Genomic DNA, 18,077 nt, shown 5'->3' with positions numbered 1-18,077 from the left:
ATATCTCCTTTGATAATATTTTTAGTAAATGATTTTTATTCTCAATTTATTTATATATTATCACAATCGAGATAGATTATCAATATTTATTATAAATAAAAATCAACTCAATAATTAATAAAAATAAAAAAATAACCTTAGAGCATTTTAGCCCTAAGGTTATTTTAATCATTAACACATGTGTTTAAAATCTACTAAATCTGAATTAATTAGATAGTATGAACACGGATTGTGCTTGTGTTACCTTCACCAAATTTCATACCAGAAGTGATGATTGTTTTATCACCCTGTTTTACAATGCCCTGACGAACAGATGCAGCAGTAGCTGTTGCGATCATTTCATCAACATCGTCCCAAGCTTTACCTTCTACTGGAACAACGCCCCAACGAAGATTTAAGTGACGAGCTACACGATCATTTGGAGTATAAGCGATAATTGTAGCTTTTGGACGATATTTAGATACAACTTTAGAAGTGTAACCGCTTTCAGTTGGAGTGATGATAGCTTGTGCACTAAGTTCATAAGCCATCTGTACTGTAGCATGAGCGATAACATCAGTTGTAGAAACATTGTGATGAGTGAAACCTTTAGATACGAAGATTTCTTTGTATTCAAGAGCTTGTTCTACACGTTTAGCAATAACGTTCATTGTAGAAACAGCTTCTAATGGATAATCACCATTAGCGGATTCACCAGAAAGCATGATAGCGTCTGCACCATCAAAGATAGCGTTAGCAACGTCAGAAGCTTCTGCACGAGTTGGACGTGGGTTAGAAGTCATAGTTTCAAGCATCTGAGTAGCTACGATAACTGGTTTACCAAGTTTGTTACATTTTTTGATGATATCTTTCTGAATAAGTGGAACTTCTTCAGCTGGCATTTCAACACCAAGGTCACCACGAGCAACCATGATAGCGTCGGAAGCAGCGATGATAGCATCAATATTTTTAACAGCTTCAACACATTCGATTTTTGAAATGATTTCCATGTGTCCGCCATGTTCTTTAATAAGAGCACGGATAGCTTCAACGTCTTCAGCACGTTGGATGAAGGAAGCTGCTACGAAATCCATATCATGTTCAATACCGAAAATGATATCGTTTCTATCTTGTTCAGAAATAGCAGGAAGACCGAGGGATACACCAGGAGCTGCAGCACGTTTACGAGTGCTCATAGGACCATCATTTAAAATTGTGCAAACGATGTCTTTACCTACGATTTCGTCAACATGAAGACCTACAAGACCATCAGAAAGTAATAAAGTATTACCTGGTTTAACTTCTGTGTAAAGTTTTTTGTGATTGATGGAAACATGAGTTTCGTCACCTGGAATGTCATCATTAGTTAAAGTGAATTTATTACCTTTTTTAAGGTATACTTTACCTTCAGCAAAATCGCCAAGACGCATTTCAGGTCCTTTTGTATCAAGCATTAAAGATACAGTTTTACCCATTTTTTTGGAAACTTCTTTAACTTTATTAATACGTTCTTCATGTTCTGCATAGTCACCATGAGAGAAGTTGAAACGAGCAACGTTCATGCCGTTTTCAATAACGTTTTCTAAAAGTTCAGTACCATTGTCATAGTTAGGACCCATTGTGCAAACGATTTTTGTTTTCTTTAACATTTTTAAAATCCCCACCTAAATAATAATAATAAATAAATTTTATTTGCTCATTGCTTCTTCAATAGCTACTGCTACTGCTACGCTAGCGCCTACCATAGGGTTGTTACCCATACCGATAAGACCCATCATTTCTACGTGAGCAGGAACAGAAGAAGAACCTGCAAACTGAGCATCAGAGTGCATACGACCCATAGTATCAGTCATACCATAGGAAGCAGGACCTGCTGCCATGTTATCTGGATGCAATGTTCTACCAGTACCGCCACCGGAAGCAACGGAGAAATATTTTTTACCCTTTTCGATACATTCTTTTTTGTAGCAACCAGCTACTGGATGTTGGAAACGGGTAGGATTAGTAGAGTTACCAGTGATAGAGATGTCAACATCTTCTTTGTGCATAATTGCAACGCCTTCTTGAACGCTATCTGCACCATAGCATTTGATAGCAGCACGAGGACCGTTAGAATATGCAGTTTCATTAACTACACTAACTTCACCTGTAGCATAATCAAACTGAGTCTGAACATAAGTGAAGCCGTTGATACGAGAGATGATCTGAGCAGCATCTTTACCAAGACCATTTAAAATAACTTTTAATGGTTCTTTTCTTACTTTGTTTGCTTTTTCAGCAATTTTAATAGCACCTTCTGCAGCAGCAAAAGATTCATGACCAGCAAGGAAAGCAAAGCATTTTGCATCTTCACTTAAAAGCATGGATGCAAGATTACCATGACCTAAACCAACTTTTCTGTTTTCAGCAACAGAACCTGGAATACAGAAAGCCTGTAAACCTTCACCAATAATTTTAGCAGCTTCTACAGCTTTTGTAGTACCTTTTTTAATAGCCATAGCTGCACCTACTGTGTAAGCCCAGCAAGCATTTTCAAAGCAGATTGGCTGTGTATCTTTAACGATTTTAGCTACATCTATGCCTTTATCATCACAGATTTTTTTAGCTTCTTCTAAAGAAGAGATGCCATAGCTGTCTAAAGCTTTGTTAATTTTGTCAATACGACGTTCGTAACTTTCAAACAATGCCATTTATTTTCATTCCTTCCTATTTTCTTGTATTATTCTTTACGAGGATCTACGTATCTTGCAGCGTCAGCAAAACGTCCATAAGTACCTTTTGCTTTTTCTAAAGCTTCCTGTGCAGGAATACCTTTTTTAGTGATCATTTCCATCATTTTGCCGAGGTGAACGAATTCATAACCAATGATACGATCTTCTGCATCAAGAGCAATTCTTGTTACATAACCTTCAGCAAGTTCAAGATAACGAGGACCTTTTTCAAGTGTACCATACATAGTACCAACTTGGCTTCTTAAACCTTTACCAAGGTCTTCGAGGCCAGCACCGATAGGAAGACCACCTTCGGAGAATGCAGTCTGAGTTCTACCGTATACAATCTGGAGGAATAATTCTCTCATAGCAGTGTTAATAGCATCACAAACGAGGTCTGTGTTTAATGCTTCAAGAATAGTTTTACCAGGAAGAATTTCAGAAGCCATAGCTGCGGAATGAGTCATACCAGAGCAACCAATAGTTTCTACTAAAGCTTCTTGGATAACGCCTTCTTTAACATTAAGAGTTAGTTTACATGCACCCTGTTGAGGAGCACACCAGCCAACACCATGAGTTAAACCGCTGATATCTTTAATTTCTTTAGCCTGTACCCATTTGCCTTCTTCAGGAATTGGAGCTGGGCCATGTTTTTCAATGCCTTTTGCCACACATGTCATATTAGACACTTCTTGTGAATAGATCATCTTTGTTTCCTCTCCTTAATATATACATTTTATACACGATATACATTATATCATTATATGATATCATTATTCAAGTTTATGAAACTAAAACTTAAAATAACAATAGTTTTTCTTATTTCAATAATATAATCTTATGTTAAAACTTAATCTGCCAATAAGATAATATTAATCGATTAAAGCTTTTCCAGTCATTTCTGCTGGAACTTCAAGACCTGCTAATTTCAATAAAGTTGGAGCAATATCACATAAAGCACCATCTTTAACTTCTTTTACTTTATCAGAAACTACGATAAATGGTACAGGATTTGTAGTATGTGCTGTAAATGCTTCTTTAGTTTCTTCATCTAACATTTTTTCAGCATTACCATGGTCAGCTGTAATACATACAGTACCGCCAACTTGTTTTATTGCATCTACAAAGCGACCAACACAAGTATCTACAGTTTCTACAGCTTTTACAGCTGCTTCCATAACACCTGTATGACCAACCATATCACCATTAGCATAGTTTAAAATGATGAAATCATATTTTTTAGATAAAATAGCTTCTACAACTTTATCAGTAACTTCAATAGCACTCATTTCAGGTTGTAAATCGTAAGTAGCAACTTTTGGAGAAGGTACTAATATACGATCTTCACCTTCATAAGGCTGTTCAATACCGCCATTAAAGAAGAAAGTTACATGTGCATATTTTTCAGTTTCTGCAATACGAAGTTGAGTATAACCTAGTTTGCTTACATATTCACCTAAAGTATTTGTTAAAGACTCAGGTTTATAAGCAATTTCTACATTCATACCTTTTTCATATTGAGTCATTGTTGCAAATGTAATTTTCAAATCTTCATTGCGAGCAAAGCCATCAAAAGTAGTATCCACAAAAGCATGAGTAAGTTCACGTGCTCTATCAGGACGGAAGTTAAAGAAAATAGCTCCATCATTGCTTGTCATACCTGCATAGTTGCCAACAACAACAGGAACAACAAATTCATCAGTAGTATCTTCTTCATAAGAATTTTTAATTGCAAGTTCGCTAGAAGCTTGTTTTACACCTTCGCCTAAAGCGATAGCATTATAAGCTTTCTGAACGCGATCCCAACGTTTATCACGGTCCATAGCATAATAACGACCAGAAATTGTAGCTATTTTACCAACGCCAATTTCTTTTAATTTAGCTTCAAGCTCAGCTAAATAATCAGCAGCACTAGATGGTGGTACATCACGTCCATCAAGGAAAGCATGAACGAAAACGTTTTCAACGCCTTCTTGTTTTGCAAGCTGTAAGAGTGCATAAAGATGACTATTATGGCTATGAACGCCACCATCGGATAATAATCCCATTAAATGAAGCGCACCATTGTTTTTCTTAACAGCATTAATAACATCCAAAAATACAGGATTTTTGAAGAATGCGCCTTCACGTATAGCTTTTGTAATACGTGTTAATTCTTGATAAACGATACGACCAGCACCAATATTTGTATGACCAACTTCGGAATTTCCCATTTGTCCATCAGGAAGACCTACTGCTTCACCAGAGCAAGCAAGTTGAGCATGAGGATATTTTGCTGTTAAACCATCAATAACAGGTGTTTTACCTACATTAACAGCATTAGTTGTGCTTTGAGCATCGCCAACTCCCCAACCATCCATAATAATTAAAGCAACAGGAGCGTTAAGTTTTGACATTATTACACTACCTCAATCTATTAATTTTAAAATAGCATAGCACACACCAGTTAAAATCATTTTATAATTTACTATGATGTGTGCTTCCTGCATTACAGGCAATCCCCATGTGCCACACGGTTCATCAATAATAAAAATTATTTAAAGTTAACAATAGCACTGAAATCAGCAGCTTTTAAAGAAGCGCCACCAACTAAAGCACCATCAACGTTTGGTTTTTGCATTAAACCATCAATAGTAGCAGGTTTTACACTTCCGCCATATTGAATACGAACAGCATCGCTAGTAGCTTCATCAAACATAGCTTTAACAGTTTCACGAATGCAAGCGCAAACTTCTTCAGCTTGTTCAAATGTAGCAGTTTTACCAGTACCGATAGCCCAGATTGGTTCATAAGCAATAACAAGGCTAGCAACTTGCTGAGCAGTTAAACCTTCAAGTGCAGCTTTGATCTGACCACTAACGAAATCATTAGTTGTACCAGCTTCACGAGTTTCTAAAGTTTCACCACAGCAAACGATAGGAGTAATACCAGCAGCTAATGCAGCTTTTGCACGTTTATTTACATATTCATCAGTTTCACCAAACATTTCACGACGTTCGGAGTGACCGATTACAACATATTCAACGCCAAATTCTGTGAGCATTTCAGCGGAAATTTCGCCAGTGAAAGCACCGCTTTTTTCCCAATGAACGTTCTGAGCACCAACGTGAATGTTAGTACCTTTTACAGCTTCACAAACAGCAGCAAGAGCAGTAAATGTTGGGCATACAACGATATCTACAGCATTGTTATCTTTTACAAGTGAAGCTAATTCTTTTACAAGAGCAGTACCAGCAGCTACTGTATTGTTCATTTTCCAGTTACCAGCAATAATAGGTTTACGCATTATCAAATCAACCTCTTTATAATTTATTTTTATTATTTGTCAGCAATAGCTGCAATACCTGGCATTGGTTTACCTTCGAGGAATTCTAATGTAGCACCGCCACCAGTGGAAATGTGAGTAATTTTGTCAGAAAGACCAGTTTTCTTAAGAGCAGCAATGGAGTCACCGCCACCAACAATGCTGATACCAGTGGATTCAGCAACTGCATGAGCGATATCTTCAGTACCATGAGCGAATGCATCAAATTCGAATACACCCATAGGTCCATTCCATACGATTGTTTTTGCATTTTCTAAAGCTTCTTGGCATTCTTTGCTGAATTTGTTATCAAGAATCATCCAGTCAGCTGGAACTTCATCAACGGATACAGTTTTGTGATTTGCATCTGCTGCAAATTTATCTGCAACAACAACTTCAGCAGGAAGGAATACTTTTACGCCTTTTTCTTCAGCTTTTGCAAGTAATTCTTTAGCAAGTGGTAATTTTTCTTCTTCGAATAAAGAAGAACCAATACCTTTACCTTGAGCAGCGAGGAATGTATTTGCCATACCGCCACCGATTACAACTGCATCAGCTTTTTCTAATAAGTTGGAAATAACACCGATTTTGTCAGAAACTTTTGCACCACCAATGATAGCAACGAAAGGACGTTCTGGATTGGATAATGCTTTACCAATGAACTGAATTTCTTTTTCAATTAAGAAACCGCCAACAACTTCTACATACTGAGCAATACCAGCGTTAGAAGCATGTGCTCTGTGAGATACACCAAATGCATCATCAACAGCAACATCTGCTAAAGAAGCAAGTTGTTTTGCAAATTCAGGATCATTTTTAGTTTCTTCATTGTGATAACGGAGGTTTTCAAGAAGTAATACTTCACCTGGTTTTAAATCAGCAGCAGCTTTACTTGCAGCTTCGCCAACACAATCTTCAGCATATTTAACTTCTTTACCTAAGAGTTCAGAAAGTCTAGCAACGATAGGTTTAACAGATAATTCAGGAACTCTCTGTCCTTTTGGACGACCAACATGGCAAGCAAGAATAATTGCTGCATTGTTTTCTAAAAGATAATTTAAAGTAGGTAATGTAGCACGAATACGTTTGTCATTAGTGATGTTTTGATTTTCGTCCATTGGTACGTTAAAGTCTACACGAATAAAGACTTTTTTACCGTTTACATCAATGTCTCTAATAGATTTCTTATTCATTAAATAAAACCCTCCGTAAATTCAAAATAGGACCGGCCTTTTTAAGACCGGTCCATAAAAGGCTGCACAAATCAAATTACTTAAGTTCAGCGAAGTATTTAATTGTACGAACCATCTGGCTAGTGTAGCTGTTTTCGTTATCATACCAAGAAACAACTTGTACTTGAGTGTTGCCATCTTCCATAGGAGCAACCATAGTCTGAGTTGCATCGAAGAGGGAACCAAATCTCATACCGATAACATCGCTGGATACGAGTTGTTCTTCAGTGTAACCGAAAGATTCAGTTGCAGCAGCTTTCATAGCAGCATTGATTTCATCAACAGTTACATGGCCTTTTACAACTGCTACTAAAATAGTAGTAGATCCTGTAGGGGTAGGAACGCGCTGTGCGGAGCCGATTAATTTACCGTTTAATTCAGGAATAACAAGACCGATAGCTTTTGCAGCACCAGTGGAGTTAGGAACGATATTAACAGCTGCAGCACGGGAACGACGTAAGTCACCTTTACGCTGAGGGCCATCAAGAGTCATCTGGTCACCAGTGTAAGCATGAACTGTAGTCATGATACCGCTCTGGATAGGAGCAAGTTTGTTAAGAGCGTTAGCCATTGGAGCTAAGCAGTTAGTTGTACAAGAAGCAGCGGAAATAACTGTATCGCTAGCTTTTAAAGTTTCATGGTTTACATTGTAAACGATTGTAGGAAGATCGTTACCAGCAGGAGCGGAGATAACAACTTTTTTAGCACCAGCTTTGATATGAGCTTCTGCTTTAGCTTTGGAAGCAAAGAAACCTGTGCATTCTAAAACTACGTCTACATCAAGTTCGCCCCAAGGTAATTCTTCAGGATTTGGTTTAGCATAGATAGTGATTTCTTTACCATTTACAGTAATGGAGTTTTCACCAGCTTCAACGCTGTCAGCATATTCATATCTACCCTGAGTAGAATCGTATTTAAGAAGGTGAGCAAGCATTTTTGGGCTTGTTAAGTCGTTGATTGCAACAACTTCATAACCTTCTGCATCGAACATTTGTCTGAAAGCGAGACGACCAATACGGCCGAAACCATTAATAGCAACTTTAACTGCCATTTTTAAAATACCCCCTAAAAAGTAAAAAAAAATTTTTCCAGTTTACTGGAATAATATTTAACTAAAATATGTAAATACATACTCTAGCTTATAACAACTTAATTAGACCACTAGACGTATAATCATAAATTATCGTTCAAATATATGTCTAAGTTTTTCACTAGGATTATAATACAATAAATTATATCAAATTGTCAATCTAAATCAGCAGTTTTTCCGTTATAAATTTATTATCCTATTAATAAAAATAATTTATCTAACAAAATCTTTACAAAATTTTTATAAAAATATATTTTCTTGTAAAGAAAAAAGAATTTTTCTCCAAGATGTATTTTTTATCTTCTATAGAGAAAAATTCTTTTTCAAAGTGTAAACTGTATATTAATTAAAATATATTACATTTTTATAAATGAATTATAAACCAAATTTTTCAGCAGTTTTTACTACAATAGCACATTCACAACGTTTTTTCTGTAATTCACAACCAAGTTCATATGGTTCATGGATATTGCCATGGAATAAGTCAGCATTAGCATGACAACCACCACTACAGAAGAATTTAGCCCAACAATCACGACATTTTTCTTTGCTTAATACATGAGTTTTTCTAAATTCTTTTGGAAGCTCTTTATTTTTTACGCCTTCAAATACATTTCCAAGCATATAGTTTTCTCTGCCTGCAAACTGATGGCAAGGATACATATTACCATCTGCAGCTACAGCATAATATTCATGACCAGCTCCACAACCACTCAAGCGCTTAGCTACGCAAGGGCCATGTTCTAAATCGATATTAAAGTGGAAAAAGAAGAAACCTTTACCTTCTTTTTTACGTTTTAAATAAATTTCTGTTAATTTATCATATTCAGCAAAGATTTTTGGTAAATCTTCTTTTGTAAAGCCATATGGAGAATCTTTTAATACAACTGGCTCTACAGATAAAATATCAAAACCTTCATCAGCCATGCTGAGTACATCTTTAGAAAAGTCCATATTGCGATTAGTGAATGTACCACGTAAATAATAATTATTGCCATCACGGGAATCAACTAATTTTTTAAAGTTTTTAACAACTTTATCATATGTGCCATGTCCACCAACATCAGGACGCATATAATCATGAACTTCTTTTCTACCATCAAGGCTTAATACCATGCTGATATTATTATCATTGAGCCATTTAATATTTTCATCATTTAATAAAACACCATTTGTAGTAAGTGTTAATTTAAATACTTTTCCTGTTTCTTTTTCTTTTTGACGTACATATTCTGTTACATATTTTACAACAGGCATATTAACAAGTGGTTCGCCACCGAAAAAGTCAATTTCGCAATGTTTACGTTTACCGCTATGTGCAATGATATAATCAACAGCAGCTTTACCAACTTCTTTTGTCATCAAACGACGGTCATGACCCATATCACCTGTACCAGCAAAACAATATTTACAACGTAAATTGCAATCTTCTGCTACAAGAAGGCACATGGATTTTACAAGACCTGTTTCGCCAAAATATGGAGGTACATCAATATCAGGAGCAAATAATTCTCCACGTTCCATTAATTCATGTAATTCTTCTAAAATTTCACGAAGGTCTTTTTCATCATATTTATCAGCCAAATTTTTAATTACTTCTTCATCATTTGTGCCATCAAAATAATCCATTACATCATAAACAGTTTTATCAATTAAATGTACAGTAGAGCTATTTACATCTAATAATATGTACATTCCATTTTGATAAAACTTGTGTATTTTATTACTCATAACCATTATTTAAAATTCACACCTCTAAAAATAAATATAATTTATAATTAAACTCAATATATAAATTTATAATTGAGTTATTTATTACCATAAATTTTAAACTTTTTAAAATCACTAAGAAAGGGACTGTCAATACAGCCCCCTACTTGAGAAATATTAGTGTTTTTCGCAAACCTGATTGCCAACTGTGCAAGAAGTTTTGCAAGCAGACTGACAAGAAGCTTGGCATTCGCCACAACCGCCAGTTTTAATAGTAGCCTGAAGGTAAGGTTTGTTAACAGTTTTAATATGTTTCATACTTATCTCTCCTTTGCGATTTAATATATAATATTGTATATGTTTTTAATCAAATAAGCAAGTCTAGCAAAATATATAAAAAAAACTACCTGAAAATCATCATCTTCAAGTAGTTTTTTTCATTTTCTATTATTTTTCTGGTATTAAAATAATTTGTACTGGTAAATTTGATGCTCCTGGTGGTGTATATAAAAAGCTTAATTTATCACTATTATTATATGTTCCTAAATAAGCATAGTAATTAATATCTTTTTCATGACCAAAGAATGGCAAATCATCTGGTGTAGAAATCATTTTATATTCACCATTTTCACCAACTTTTACTGCCATAGCACCAGCATAAACTCCACCTAAAGGCTTAAGATAAAAACTTGTCTTTCCTTTGCCTTCAAGTTTAGGCTCAAAGTTATATACTATGCCATAATTACCAAAATTTTGTGTAACAGAATTATCGGTATTATCTTTACCATATTTATAAAGGTCTGTTTTATTATCACCTATATAAAAATACGCTTTTCCCATTTCTTCTGGATTATAAGCTCTTCTATTTGTTAAATAGCGTTCTTTTCCCTCATACGTTCCTCTTAAACGATGCTGGTCTTTTTCCAAAATAGGCGCATAATTTACATATCTTAATAAATTTTTATCAGTAGGTGCAATTACTACGCTCACCTTTAATGGTTCTTGCGCATAAAAATCAAAAAGACCATATACTAAACCACCACTTGGCACAATACGTTCATCATCTTCTACACGCAAAAAAGTTTTACTATATGGAGCAAGTTCTATTTCTCTAGTTTCATGACTATTAAAATATCTTTGCATAGTTACTTTTCCTACATAAAGATAATCTTCACTAGGGCCTGCTACAGCTTCTTTTGTTACTTTAACCACATTAGATTTATCAGACATATTCTGAATAACTACAGCTATTTTTTTATCTTCCTTCATTCCATTCAAGTGATAATACAATAATCGTGTATCACCTTTCACTGTATCTTGATATAAAATCCCATCTTGCTCCACAGTTTCAGGAGAATCAGAAAATAAAAGGGTAGTATCATCATCTTTTGTTTCCATAAATAATAATTTATCGGCTTCATATTTTTCTACATCTTTATCTTTATTTGCTAAAACTATTGTGTTTTTTAAATCTTTTTCATTATTATCTTGAGCTTGAGCTAATGTAAAATTACATATCATTGTCAATGATAATATAAATGAAAAAATCTTATTTTTTTTCATAAACAAAAAATACCCCTATCCTTTATTAATGCTGATTAATTCCTAATCTATATAAAATTTTTGTCTTTAATATACGCCATTGAAAACCTATATAGCCAAAACGATAATTTGACACATTTGTTCGTTGTAATAAATATTTATCAGTCTTAAAAGTATTATATCCAGCATCACCTGTTACTGCTGCTAAATAATTATTATCCTTTAAACACTGAATACTTTCCTTTGTATAAACTCCATTAGGATAAGAGAAGAAATATATTGTTTTTAATCCATTCCATTCCATCAATAATTTAGATAATTTAATTTCATTATCCAAATTTTCTACTTCAGTCAATGGTAAATGATTTGCCGTATGACTGCCAATTTCAATATTATTATCCTGCATTTCTTTCAACTGTTGCCAACTAACATAATTTTCTTTACCAATATAATTAGTTGCCATAAACATAGTGGCTTTCATACCCATTGCATTAATCATAGGCATCATATTAGTATAATTATCCTCATAGCCATCATCAAAAGTTATAATAATAGGATTTTCTGGCAATTCTTCACCATATTTTTCAGCACGAATAAAATCCATCATTGAAATTGTATGGTAATTATTTTCCTTAAAATAATCCAATTGTTCTTGAAATTGTTCCCTAGATAAAGAATAATCATCTGTATCTACAGTGTCATCATTGACACGATGATATTCAAAAATCATAACTCCCTTTGGTGGATAAATATATACTGAAGCAATCACTCCACCCATAAATATTACAAATAAAAGTATTATACTCAACGCTATTTTTTTTAAATTCATTCTTCTATACTATTGTCCTTCCTGATTTGCATTGCTAAAGCATCAATCTTACGCATGCGATGATTAATCGCAGAACGACTACAATTTAACAATTCCGCCAACTCGGTAAGCGAAGCCTCTGGATTATTTAAACGTAAATTAGCCGTTTGTTTTAATACTTTCGGTAACTCATCATATTCGTCATATTTTATCAATAAATTTATATTCTCAATTTGCTTCATAGCAGCATTAATCGTTCTTTGTAAATTAGCAGTTTCACAATTAACTAAACGATTAACCTGATTTCTAATTTCTTTTAAATTACGTGCAGATTCAAAAGCTTGCAATAAACTTTCCTCTACACCAATTAAAGCTAATAATTCTAAAATAGCTTCACTTTCTTTTAAATATACAATATATACATTTTTTCTATCTGTAAGCCCTACAGGTAAATATAATTCATGACACAAATCACGTATCAACTTTGCAAAAGTATAATTATCTGTTACAAATTCTAAATGATATTCACCTTCTGGTTTATTGACAGAACCACCACCTAAAAAAGCCCCTCTTAGATAAGCTATCTTACAACAATCATTTTGTAAAATATTGCGGTCAGTACCTGCATCTAATAAATTTTTTGCAGTCAAAAACCCTAATTTCTTCAAAATGCTACTAGCTTCTGGCGATGGTGTAGCTCTAACAGCATAATTATTGTGTTTTCGTAAACGACGAGAACGTCTAACTGTAACTTCTGTATGAATACCTTGTGGTACACTTGCTTTTAACAAAGTCAAAATTTTTCTGGCTACTGCCGCATTTTCAGTAACAAAATTTATACCAAAATCATGTTTGCTATTAAAAGAAATAGTGGCTCCCATACGTAGCAGTGCAGCTAATTCCGCTGTTTTGCAACATACTTGAGAGCCCAACACATGTACCAATTCATTCTTAACTTGACTTGCAAATGATGGCATCTAAAACCAACTTTCAAAATATATTATTCTATTTTAAACTCAATTTTCTTTTAATGTATGATATATTTTCATTACATTTTGTGCTAATTTCATTGAATCATGATGTATCATTTCTGAATCATCAATTATATCTGCTTTAAATAAACCAACACCTAAATCTTCTACAGCTTTTTCGTCAACAAGCACAGGATATTGACCTTTTTGCGCATAATATTCCTGCATTTCTGCAGAAATCTCTTTATTATTAACTAAAACATAATCAACTATACCTGCACCGCCATGTTCAATCAAAGCTTTTACATGCATAGAAGCTGTATAATCATCTGTCTCTCCTGGTTGAGTCATTACATTACAAATATAAATCTTTATAGCTTTACTTTTTTTGATTTCATCAGCAATATTATCCACTAATAAATTAGGGATTATACTTGTATATAAACTTCCTGGACCAAATACAATGACTTCAGCTTCTCTGATAGCTTTTATGGAAGAAGGCACTGGCTCTACATGGTGTGGAAAAATATGCACACGTTTTATGCGTTTATGCACTAACGGAATTTGAGACTCACCTTCTACGATAGTTCCATCTTCCATAGTTGCACTTAAACGAATTTTAGCTGTTGTCGCTGGGAAAACTCTCCCTTTTACAGCTAATACACGGCTTGACTCTTTTAAAGCTTGTTCGATATCGCCAGTAACTTCTGTCATTGCTGTAATAAATAAATTACCAAAGCTATGGCCAGCTAAATCACTATTTCCACTAAAACGATATTGAAATAACTTTTCCATCATTGGTTCTGTATCTGCTAAAGCTACTAAACAATTTCGCAAATCGCCTGGAGGCACAATATTAAATTCTTCACGAAGTCTACCAGAAGAACCGCCATCATCTGCTACAGTAACAATAGCAGTAGCATTTCTAGTTTCCTCTTTCATACCACGAAGAAGCACAGAAAGACCTGTACCGCCACCGACAACAGTAACATTTGGACCTTTATCCAATTTGCGATGTTCATAAATCATATCTACTAATCTTCCAGACTTATCAGGAACAAGCACTGTTATCAATGAACGAATGACCATTCTCGTAGCTAATAACATTATTATCAAGCCAAAGACGATTATAGCTATACCTACGATTGCAGTTATCATATAATCATATGAACCTGTCCATGTATACACAGCATAAAATAAAAATTCTTCAATGCTATCTATATATTTATAATTGAATACTATGGCTAAGCCTAAACCTGTAAGCAGTGCACCAACAGCAAATAAACATAACCAACGCTTAAATCGCATTCCAGGATAAAGCCATTTTAATAAATGCATTTAATCCCCTACTTTCTTATTTTACTATGTTCAATTTGCTCTATGTTCTCTTACTTCATTTTTCATCAAATCACGATGTTCTAAATTTGCCACATAACCTTTTTCATTTAATAAATTATATAAATGATTAGCTATATATACAGAGCGATGCATACCACCTGTACAGCCCACAGCAATTACCAACTGACTTTTTTCTTCATTGATATATTGTGGTATTAAAAATTCTACTAAATCATCTAATTTCTTCTTAAATTCTTTAGTAACTTCATGTTTTTCTATATAAGCTGCCACTTCTGGCACAGTTCCGCTCTTATAGCGAAGTTTTTCATCATAAAATGGATTAGGCAAAAATCTCACATCAAAAACTAAATCAGCATCTAAAGGCAAACCGAATTTAAACCCAAAAGATAAAATACTGATATTCATTTTTCCAGTATCATCAGTTTTAAACATTTTTGTAAGGCGTTCTTTCAATTCAGCGCGTTTTAAACAGCTAGTATCAATAATGAAATTAGCGCGTTTTTTTATTTTATCTAAAGCTTTACGTTCAAGTTCAATAGCATCACTAACTAAAACATTAGGGTCCATTGGATGACGTCTACGAGTTTCTTTATAACGACGAATAATTACTTCATCAGAAGCATCCATAAATAATAAATGATAATTTACTTTTTGTGCATCAATCTCATCTAAAACTTGATTAAATGTATCAAAAAAATCTTTACTACGTGTATCTACTACCAAGACAAATTTCTGCATATTTTCTGTAGAATTACTACATAAATCTACAAATTTTGGTATCAATACAGGAGGTAAATTATCAACACAAAAATAACCCAAATCTTCAAGATTACGACATGCTAATGTTTTCCCAGCTCCAGACATACCAGTAACAATTATCAAACGAAAATCTTTCATATCTAACACCTCTAATCTATAAACTAGGAACATTATCCATTCTTATATAATAATCGCTCAAATATCTTTTTTCAATACATATTTATAAATTGCTTCGGCAACGCCATCATGTTCACAATCGCCCACAACTACATCACCACAAGCCTTGACATCATCTTTAGCACTTCCCATAACAGCGCTAAATCCAGCCACTTTCAACATAGGAACATCATTATTTGCATCACCTATAGCCATCACTTCATCTATACCCAAACCTAATTTTTCTACCAAATGATGAAGACCACTTGCTTTACTTATATTAGGTGCCATTATTTCTACATAATTAAATTGAGATTTCGCAGCATGTGCTTGACCAGAAAATTTTTCATTAAAAAGCCTTGCCACTTCATCACTTTCTTCATTACTAGTAGTGATGACTAAAATTTTAGGAATTCTATCTACTAATTTATATACTTTTTCACCGATGGCATAACCTTTTATATTAATGCCTTCTTCATACCCTTTTGTCTTATCTGTATAAGCTTCATAATATAATTTATCATCTTGATAAGTTTGAAAATAATACTTCATTTCTTTACAATAATCATAAATTTCACTGACAATTTTGGGAGGTAAAAAACCTTCAAAATACACTTTTCCAGATACAGATTTTATTAAAGCACCATTATAAGTAATAATGGGCACATCTAATTCTAATTGTTCAGCAAATCTACGAGAGGCCTCATACATTCTACCTGTTGCAATTGTTGGTATAATACCTTCTTTTGCCATTTCCTTTATAGCTTGTTTATTAGCTGGAGATATTTCACCATTTTTATTTAATAATGTACCATCTAAGTCTGTAGCAAATAATTTTATACTCATAAAACCACACTCTTTTCTCATTAAGAATTTATTCAATTATATCATAAACTTACATAATTTATTTTTTATTTATCACCAAGATATACCATTCCCTGAAATAATATTATCTTCATTATCAGAACTAATTTGAACATTTAAAATCACAGGCATATTAGCTTCGCTTTCCATCCATGATTTCAATTTCACTACATCCTGGCTAGATAATTGTTCTTTTACATATACAATGACCATAAATTTTAAAGCATTTACTTCACCTTTTTCATTGATATTATTAATTGTTCCGCCTTCAATCTTATCAATTTGTGGAAATAAAATCTTTCCTTTTGTATTAAAAGCTTTTAAGATTGCTTGATTATCCGTTATTCTTTGATATGCTGGATAATATTGTACACTTAAATTTTGATATTTCATCAAATCACTATCTTTATTAGCCACATTCAAAACGCCATCACGCTGTTGAATACTACTATTTATCAATTTTTCAATATCTTGCTTTGAATAACCTTCATCATAAACATTTTGAATGATTTTTAAATTTAAATCTTTAAGCTGGCTATAATTTAATAAATCTTTTTTCAGTTTATCAATCTGTGTCTCTTCTAAAGTTTTGCCGATTAAAACTACTTCAAAAGTCTTACTATCTTCTCTTATATGATAAGCAACTACTTGTCTATCATCATAATTAAAATATTCATTTATATAGCTAGTAGCTTGTGCTTTTTCTACATTATCTCTTACACTTTGATAAGCTGTATATACACTAGGAATGATTGTTATAATACCGATAATTGCTAAATAAAATTTCTGTCTACGCAACACTTGAATAGATACATATTGTTTTGCAGGAACTTTAATAAATTTTAAAACTATAAAAGTTGATAAACAAATAAACACACCATTTATACAAAATAAATATAAAGCACCACTAAAGAATTTCAAAGAATGTGTAGCGATACCATATCCCGCAGTACAAAGTGGTGGCATCAAAGCTGTGGCAATGGCTACACCTGGAATTACATTACTTTTTTCTTTACGAGTTATACCTATTATCCCTGCAAGTCCACCAAATAATGCTATCAAAACGTCCCATATCGTAGGTTCTGTACGTGCCAATAACTCTGAAGAAGCCGTAGAAATTGGTGATATATAAAAATAAATAGTTGATGTTAAAATACAAAATCCTACTTGAAATAATAATTTTAAAAATGACTTACGCACATAAGCCGTATCATATGTAGCTATACCATAACCTATAGCCATAATAACGCCCATAAGCGGAGATATTAACATTGCCCCAATAATTACAGCTGTACTATTCATATTCAAACCAATAGAAGCAATAAACATAGCTAAAATTAAAATAGCCATATTCGTGCCCTTTAATAAAGCTCCACTTTCAATTCTCTCGGAAATTTCTTCCATTGATGCCCTATCTGCATTCAAATCGAATACATCTAATAATACTTTTTTCAAATAGTCCATAAATTATCACCCTTTCTCAAAATAAATTTTGTGACTTTTCTTTAATTATAAATAACTTCATAACAATAAGCAAAATATTACTTTTAAATTTTTACATAAAAATAAAGGATAGATAATTTTTATCTATC

The 18,077-nt window shown here is 33.4% G+C and carries 16 protein-coding genes; all 16 read right to left on the bottom strand.

All coding sequences use genetic code 11. The annotated features are described in order from the left end of the window. Positions 1-209: 209 nt before the first annotated feature. The 16 genes from pyk to F553_RS0106560 all read right to left on the bottom strand — a co-directional run bounded on the left by pyk (position 210) and on the right by F553_RS0106560 (position 17,949). Entirely contained in the window at positions 210-1,628 is a 1,419-nt protein-coding gene (gene pyk, locus F553_RS0106640) for a pyruvate kinase (RefSeq protein WP_018999482.1), read from the bottom strand. A gap of 39 nt (positions 1,629-1,667) precedes the next feature. Continuing rightward, positions 1,668-2,669: a GGGtGRT protein gene (locus tag F553_RS0106635; protein ID WP_008537945.1), complete on the bottom strand. Its 1,002-nt coding sequence runs from the start codon at positions 2,667-2,669 to the stop codon at positions 1,668-1,670. A gap of 29 nt (positions 2,670-2,698) precedes the next feature. Continuing rightward, complete coding sequence (locus tag F553_RS0106630; protein WP_008537946.1) at positions 2,699-3,397, bottom strand: iron-sulfur cluster assembly scaffold protein; 699 nt, start codon at positions 3,395-3,397, stop codon at positions 2,699-2,701. 165 nt (positions 3,398-3,562) lie between these two features. Then, positions 3,563-5,086, bottom strand: a complete 1,524-nt coding sequence (gene gpmI / locus F553_RS0106625; protein ID WP_008537947.1) for a 2,3-bisphosphoglycerate-independent phosphoglycerate mutase — start codon at positions 5,084-5,086, stop codon at positions 3,563-3,565. A gap of 137 nt (positions 5,087-5,223) precedes the next feature. Next, positions 5,224-5,976: a triose-phosphate isomerase gene (tpiA, locus tag F553_RS0106615; RefSeq protein ID WP_018999481.1), complete on the bottom strand. Its 753-nt coding sequence runs from the start codon at positions 5,974-5,976 to the stop codon at positions 5,224-5,226. A 32-nt stretch (positions 5,977-6,008) separates the two neighbouring features. Next, positions 6,009-7,187, bottom strand: a complete 1,179-nt coding sequence (locus F553_RS0106610) for a phosphoglycerate kinase (protein ID WP_008537949.1) — start codon at positions 7,185-7,187, stop codon at positions 6,009-6,011. A 76-nt stretch (positions 7,188-7,263) separates the two neighbouring features. Further along, positions 7,264-8,277, bottom strand: a complete 1,014-nt coding sequence (gene gap, locus F553_RS0106605) for a type I glyceraldehyde-3-phosphate dehydrogenase (protein ID WP_018999480.1) — start codon at positions 8,275-8,277, stop codon at positions 7,264-7,266. 414 nt (positions 8,278-8,691) lie between these two features. Then, positions 8,692-10,047 (bottom strand): thioether cross-link-forming SCIFF peptide maturase, encoded by a 1,356-nt coding sequence (gene scfB, locus F553_RS0106600; protein ID WP_026296953.1) that lies wholly within the window; start codon positions 10,045-10,047, stop codon positions 8,692-8,694. Positions 10,048-10,203: 156 nt separating this feature from the next. Beyond that, the gene (gene scfA, locus F553_RS12310) at positions 10,204-10,344 is read right to left on the bottom strand and encodes a six-cysteine ranthipeptide SCIFF (RefSeq protein WP_008537952.1); all 141 of its coding nucleotides are present in this window, start codon (positions 10,342-10,344) and stop codon (positions 10,204-10,206) included. Positions 10,345-10,473: 129 nt separating this feature from the next. Next, the gene (locus F553_RS0106590; protein WP_018999478.1) at positions 10,474-11,589 is read right to left on the bottom strand and encodes a hypothetical protein; all 1,116 of its coding nucleotides are present in this window, start codon (positions 11,587-11,589) and stop codon (positions 10,474-10,476) included. A gap of 25 nt (positions 11,590-11,614) precedes the next feature. Continuing rightward, a complete protein-coding gene (locus tag F553_RS0106585; RefSeq protein WP_015563396.1) occupies positions 11,615-12,346 on the bottom strand; it encodes a polysaccharide deacetylase family protein in 732 nt (243 codons plus the stop codon). Positions 12,347-12,393: 47 nt separating this feature from the next. Then, complete coding sequence (gene whiA, locus F553_RS0106580) at positions 12,394-13,353, bottom strand: DNA-binding protein WhiA (protein ID WP_018999477.1); 960 nt, start codon at positions 13,351-13,353, stop codon at positions 12,394-12,396. A gap of 39 nt (positions 13,354-13,392) precedes the next feature. After that, positions 13,393-14,685 carry a gluconeogenesis morphogenetic factor MgfK gene (gene yvcK / locus F553_RS0106575; protein ID WP_018999476.1) on the bottom strand — a complete coding sequence of 431 codons (1,293 nt, stop codon included), beginning with the start codon at positions 14,683-14,685 and terminating at the stop codon, positions 13,393-13,395. A gap of 30 nt (positions 14,686-14,715) precedes the next feature. Continuing rightward, positions 14,716-15,603, bottom strand: a complete 888-nt coding sequence (gene rapZ / locus F553_RS0106570; RefSeq protein WP_008537958.1) for an RNase adapter RapZ — start codon at positions 15,601-15,603, stop codon at positions 14,716-14,718. Between the two features lie 57 nt (positions 15,604-15,660). After that, positions 15,661-16,467: a Cof-type HAD-IIB family hydrolase gene (locus F553_RS0106565; RefSeq protein ID WP_018999475.1), complete on the bottom strand. Its 807-nt coding sequence runs from the start codon at positions 16,465-16,467 to the stop codon at positions 15,661-15,663. Positions 16,468-16,539: 72 nt separating this feature from the next. Then, positions 16,540-17,949, bottom strand: coding sequence for a TIGR00341 family protein (locus F553_RS0106560; protein ID WP_018999474.1), 1,410 nt, complete (start codon positions 17,947-17,949; stop codon positions 16,540-16,542). Positions 17,950-18,077 lie beyond the last annotated feature (128 nt).

Origin of the sequence: Megamonas rupellensis DSM 19944 (genome assembly GCF_000378365.1) — a bacterium.
GTDB classification, from domain to species: domain Bacteria; phylum Bacillota; class Negativicutes; order Selenomonadales; family Selenomonadaceae; genus Megamonas; species Megamonas funiformis.
The sequence above is the reverse complement of the archived record's forward strand: the minus strand, read 5'-3'. Positions and strand labels throughout refer to the sequence as shown.

What these genes read in the sequence shown, in the direction of transcription:
- pyk (WP_018999482.1), bottom strand. Translation starts at nt 1,628, where the DNA reads ATGTTAAAGAAAACAAAAATCGTTTGCACAATGGGTCCTAACTATGAC.
- F553_RS0106635 (WP_008537945.1), bottom strand. Translation starts at nt 2,669, where the DNA reads ATGGCATTGTTTGAAAGTTACGAACGTCGTATTGACAAAATTAACAAA.
- F553_RS0106630 (WP_008537946.1), bottom strand. Translation starts at nt 3,397, where the DNA reads ATGATCTATTCACAAGAAGTGTCTAATATGACATGTGTGGCAAAAGGC.
- gpmI (WP_008537947.1), bottom strand. Translation starts at nt 5,086, where the DNA reads ATGTCAAAACTTAACGCTCCTGTTGCTTTAATTATTATGGATGGTTGG.
- tpiA (WP_018999481.1), bottom strand. Translation starts at nt 5,976, where the DNA reads ATGCGTAAACCTATTATTGCTGGTAACTGGAAAATGAACAATACAGTA.
- F553_RS0106610 (WP_008537949.1), bottom strand. Translation starts at nt 7,187, where the DNA reads ATGAATAAGAAATCTATTAGAGACATTGATGTAAACGGTAAAAAAGTC.
- gap (WP_018999480.1), bottom strand. Translation starts at nt 8,277, where the DNA reads ATGGCAGTTAAAGTTGCTATTAATGGTTTCGGCCGTATTGGTCGTCTC.
- scfB (WP_026296953.1), bottom strand. Translation starts at nt 10,047, where the DNA reads ATGAGTAATAAAATACACAAGTTTTATCAAAATGGAATGTACATATTA.
- scfA (WP_008537952.1), bottom strand. Translation starts at nt 10,344, where the DNA reads ATGAAACATATTAAAACTGTTAACAAACCTTACCTTCAGGCTACTATT.
- F553_RS0106590 (WP_018999478.1), bottom strand. Translation starts at nt 11,589, where the DNA reads ATGAAAAAAAATAAGATTTTTTCATTTATATTATCATTGACAATGATA.
- F553_RS0106585 (WP_015563396.1), bottom strand. Translation starts at nt 12,346, where the DNA reads ATGGGTGGAGTGATTGCTTCAGTATATATTTATCCACCAAAGGGAGTT.
- whiA (WP_018999477.1), bottom strand. Translation starts at nt 13,353, where the DNA reads ATGCCATCATTTGCAAGTCAAGTTAAGAATGAATTGGTACATGTGTTG.
- yvcK (WP_018999476.1), bottom strand. Translation starts at nt 14,685, where the DNA reads ATGCATTTATTAAAATGGCTTTATCCTGGAATGCGATTTAAGCGTTGG.
- rapZ (WP_008537958.1), bottom strand. Translation starts at nt 15,603, where the DNA reads ATGAAAGATTTTCGTTTGATAATTGTTACTGGTATGTCTGGAGCTGGG.
- F553_RS0106565 (WP_018999475.1), bottom strand. Translation starts at nt 16,467, where the DNA reads ATGAGTATAAAATTATTTGCTACAGACTTAGATGGTACATTATTAAAT.
- F553_RS0106560 (WP_018999474.1), bottom strand. Translation starts at nt 17,949, where the DNA reads ATGGACTATTTGAAAAAAGTATTATTAGATGTATTCGATTTGAATGCA.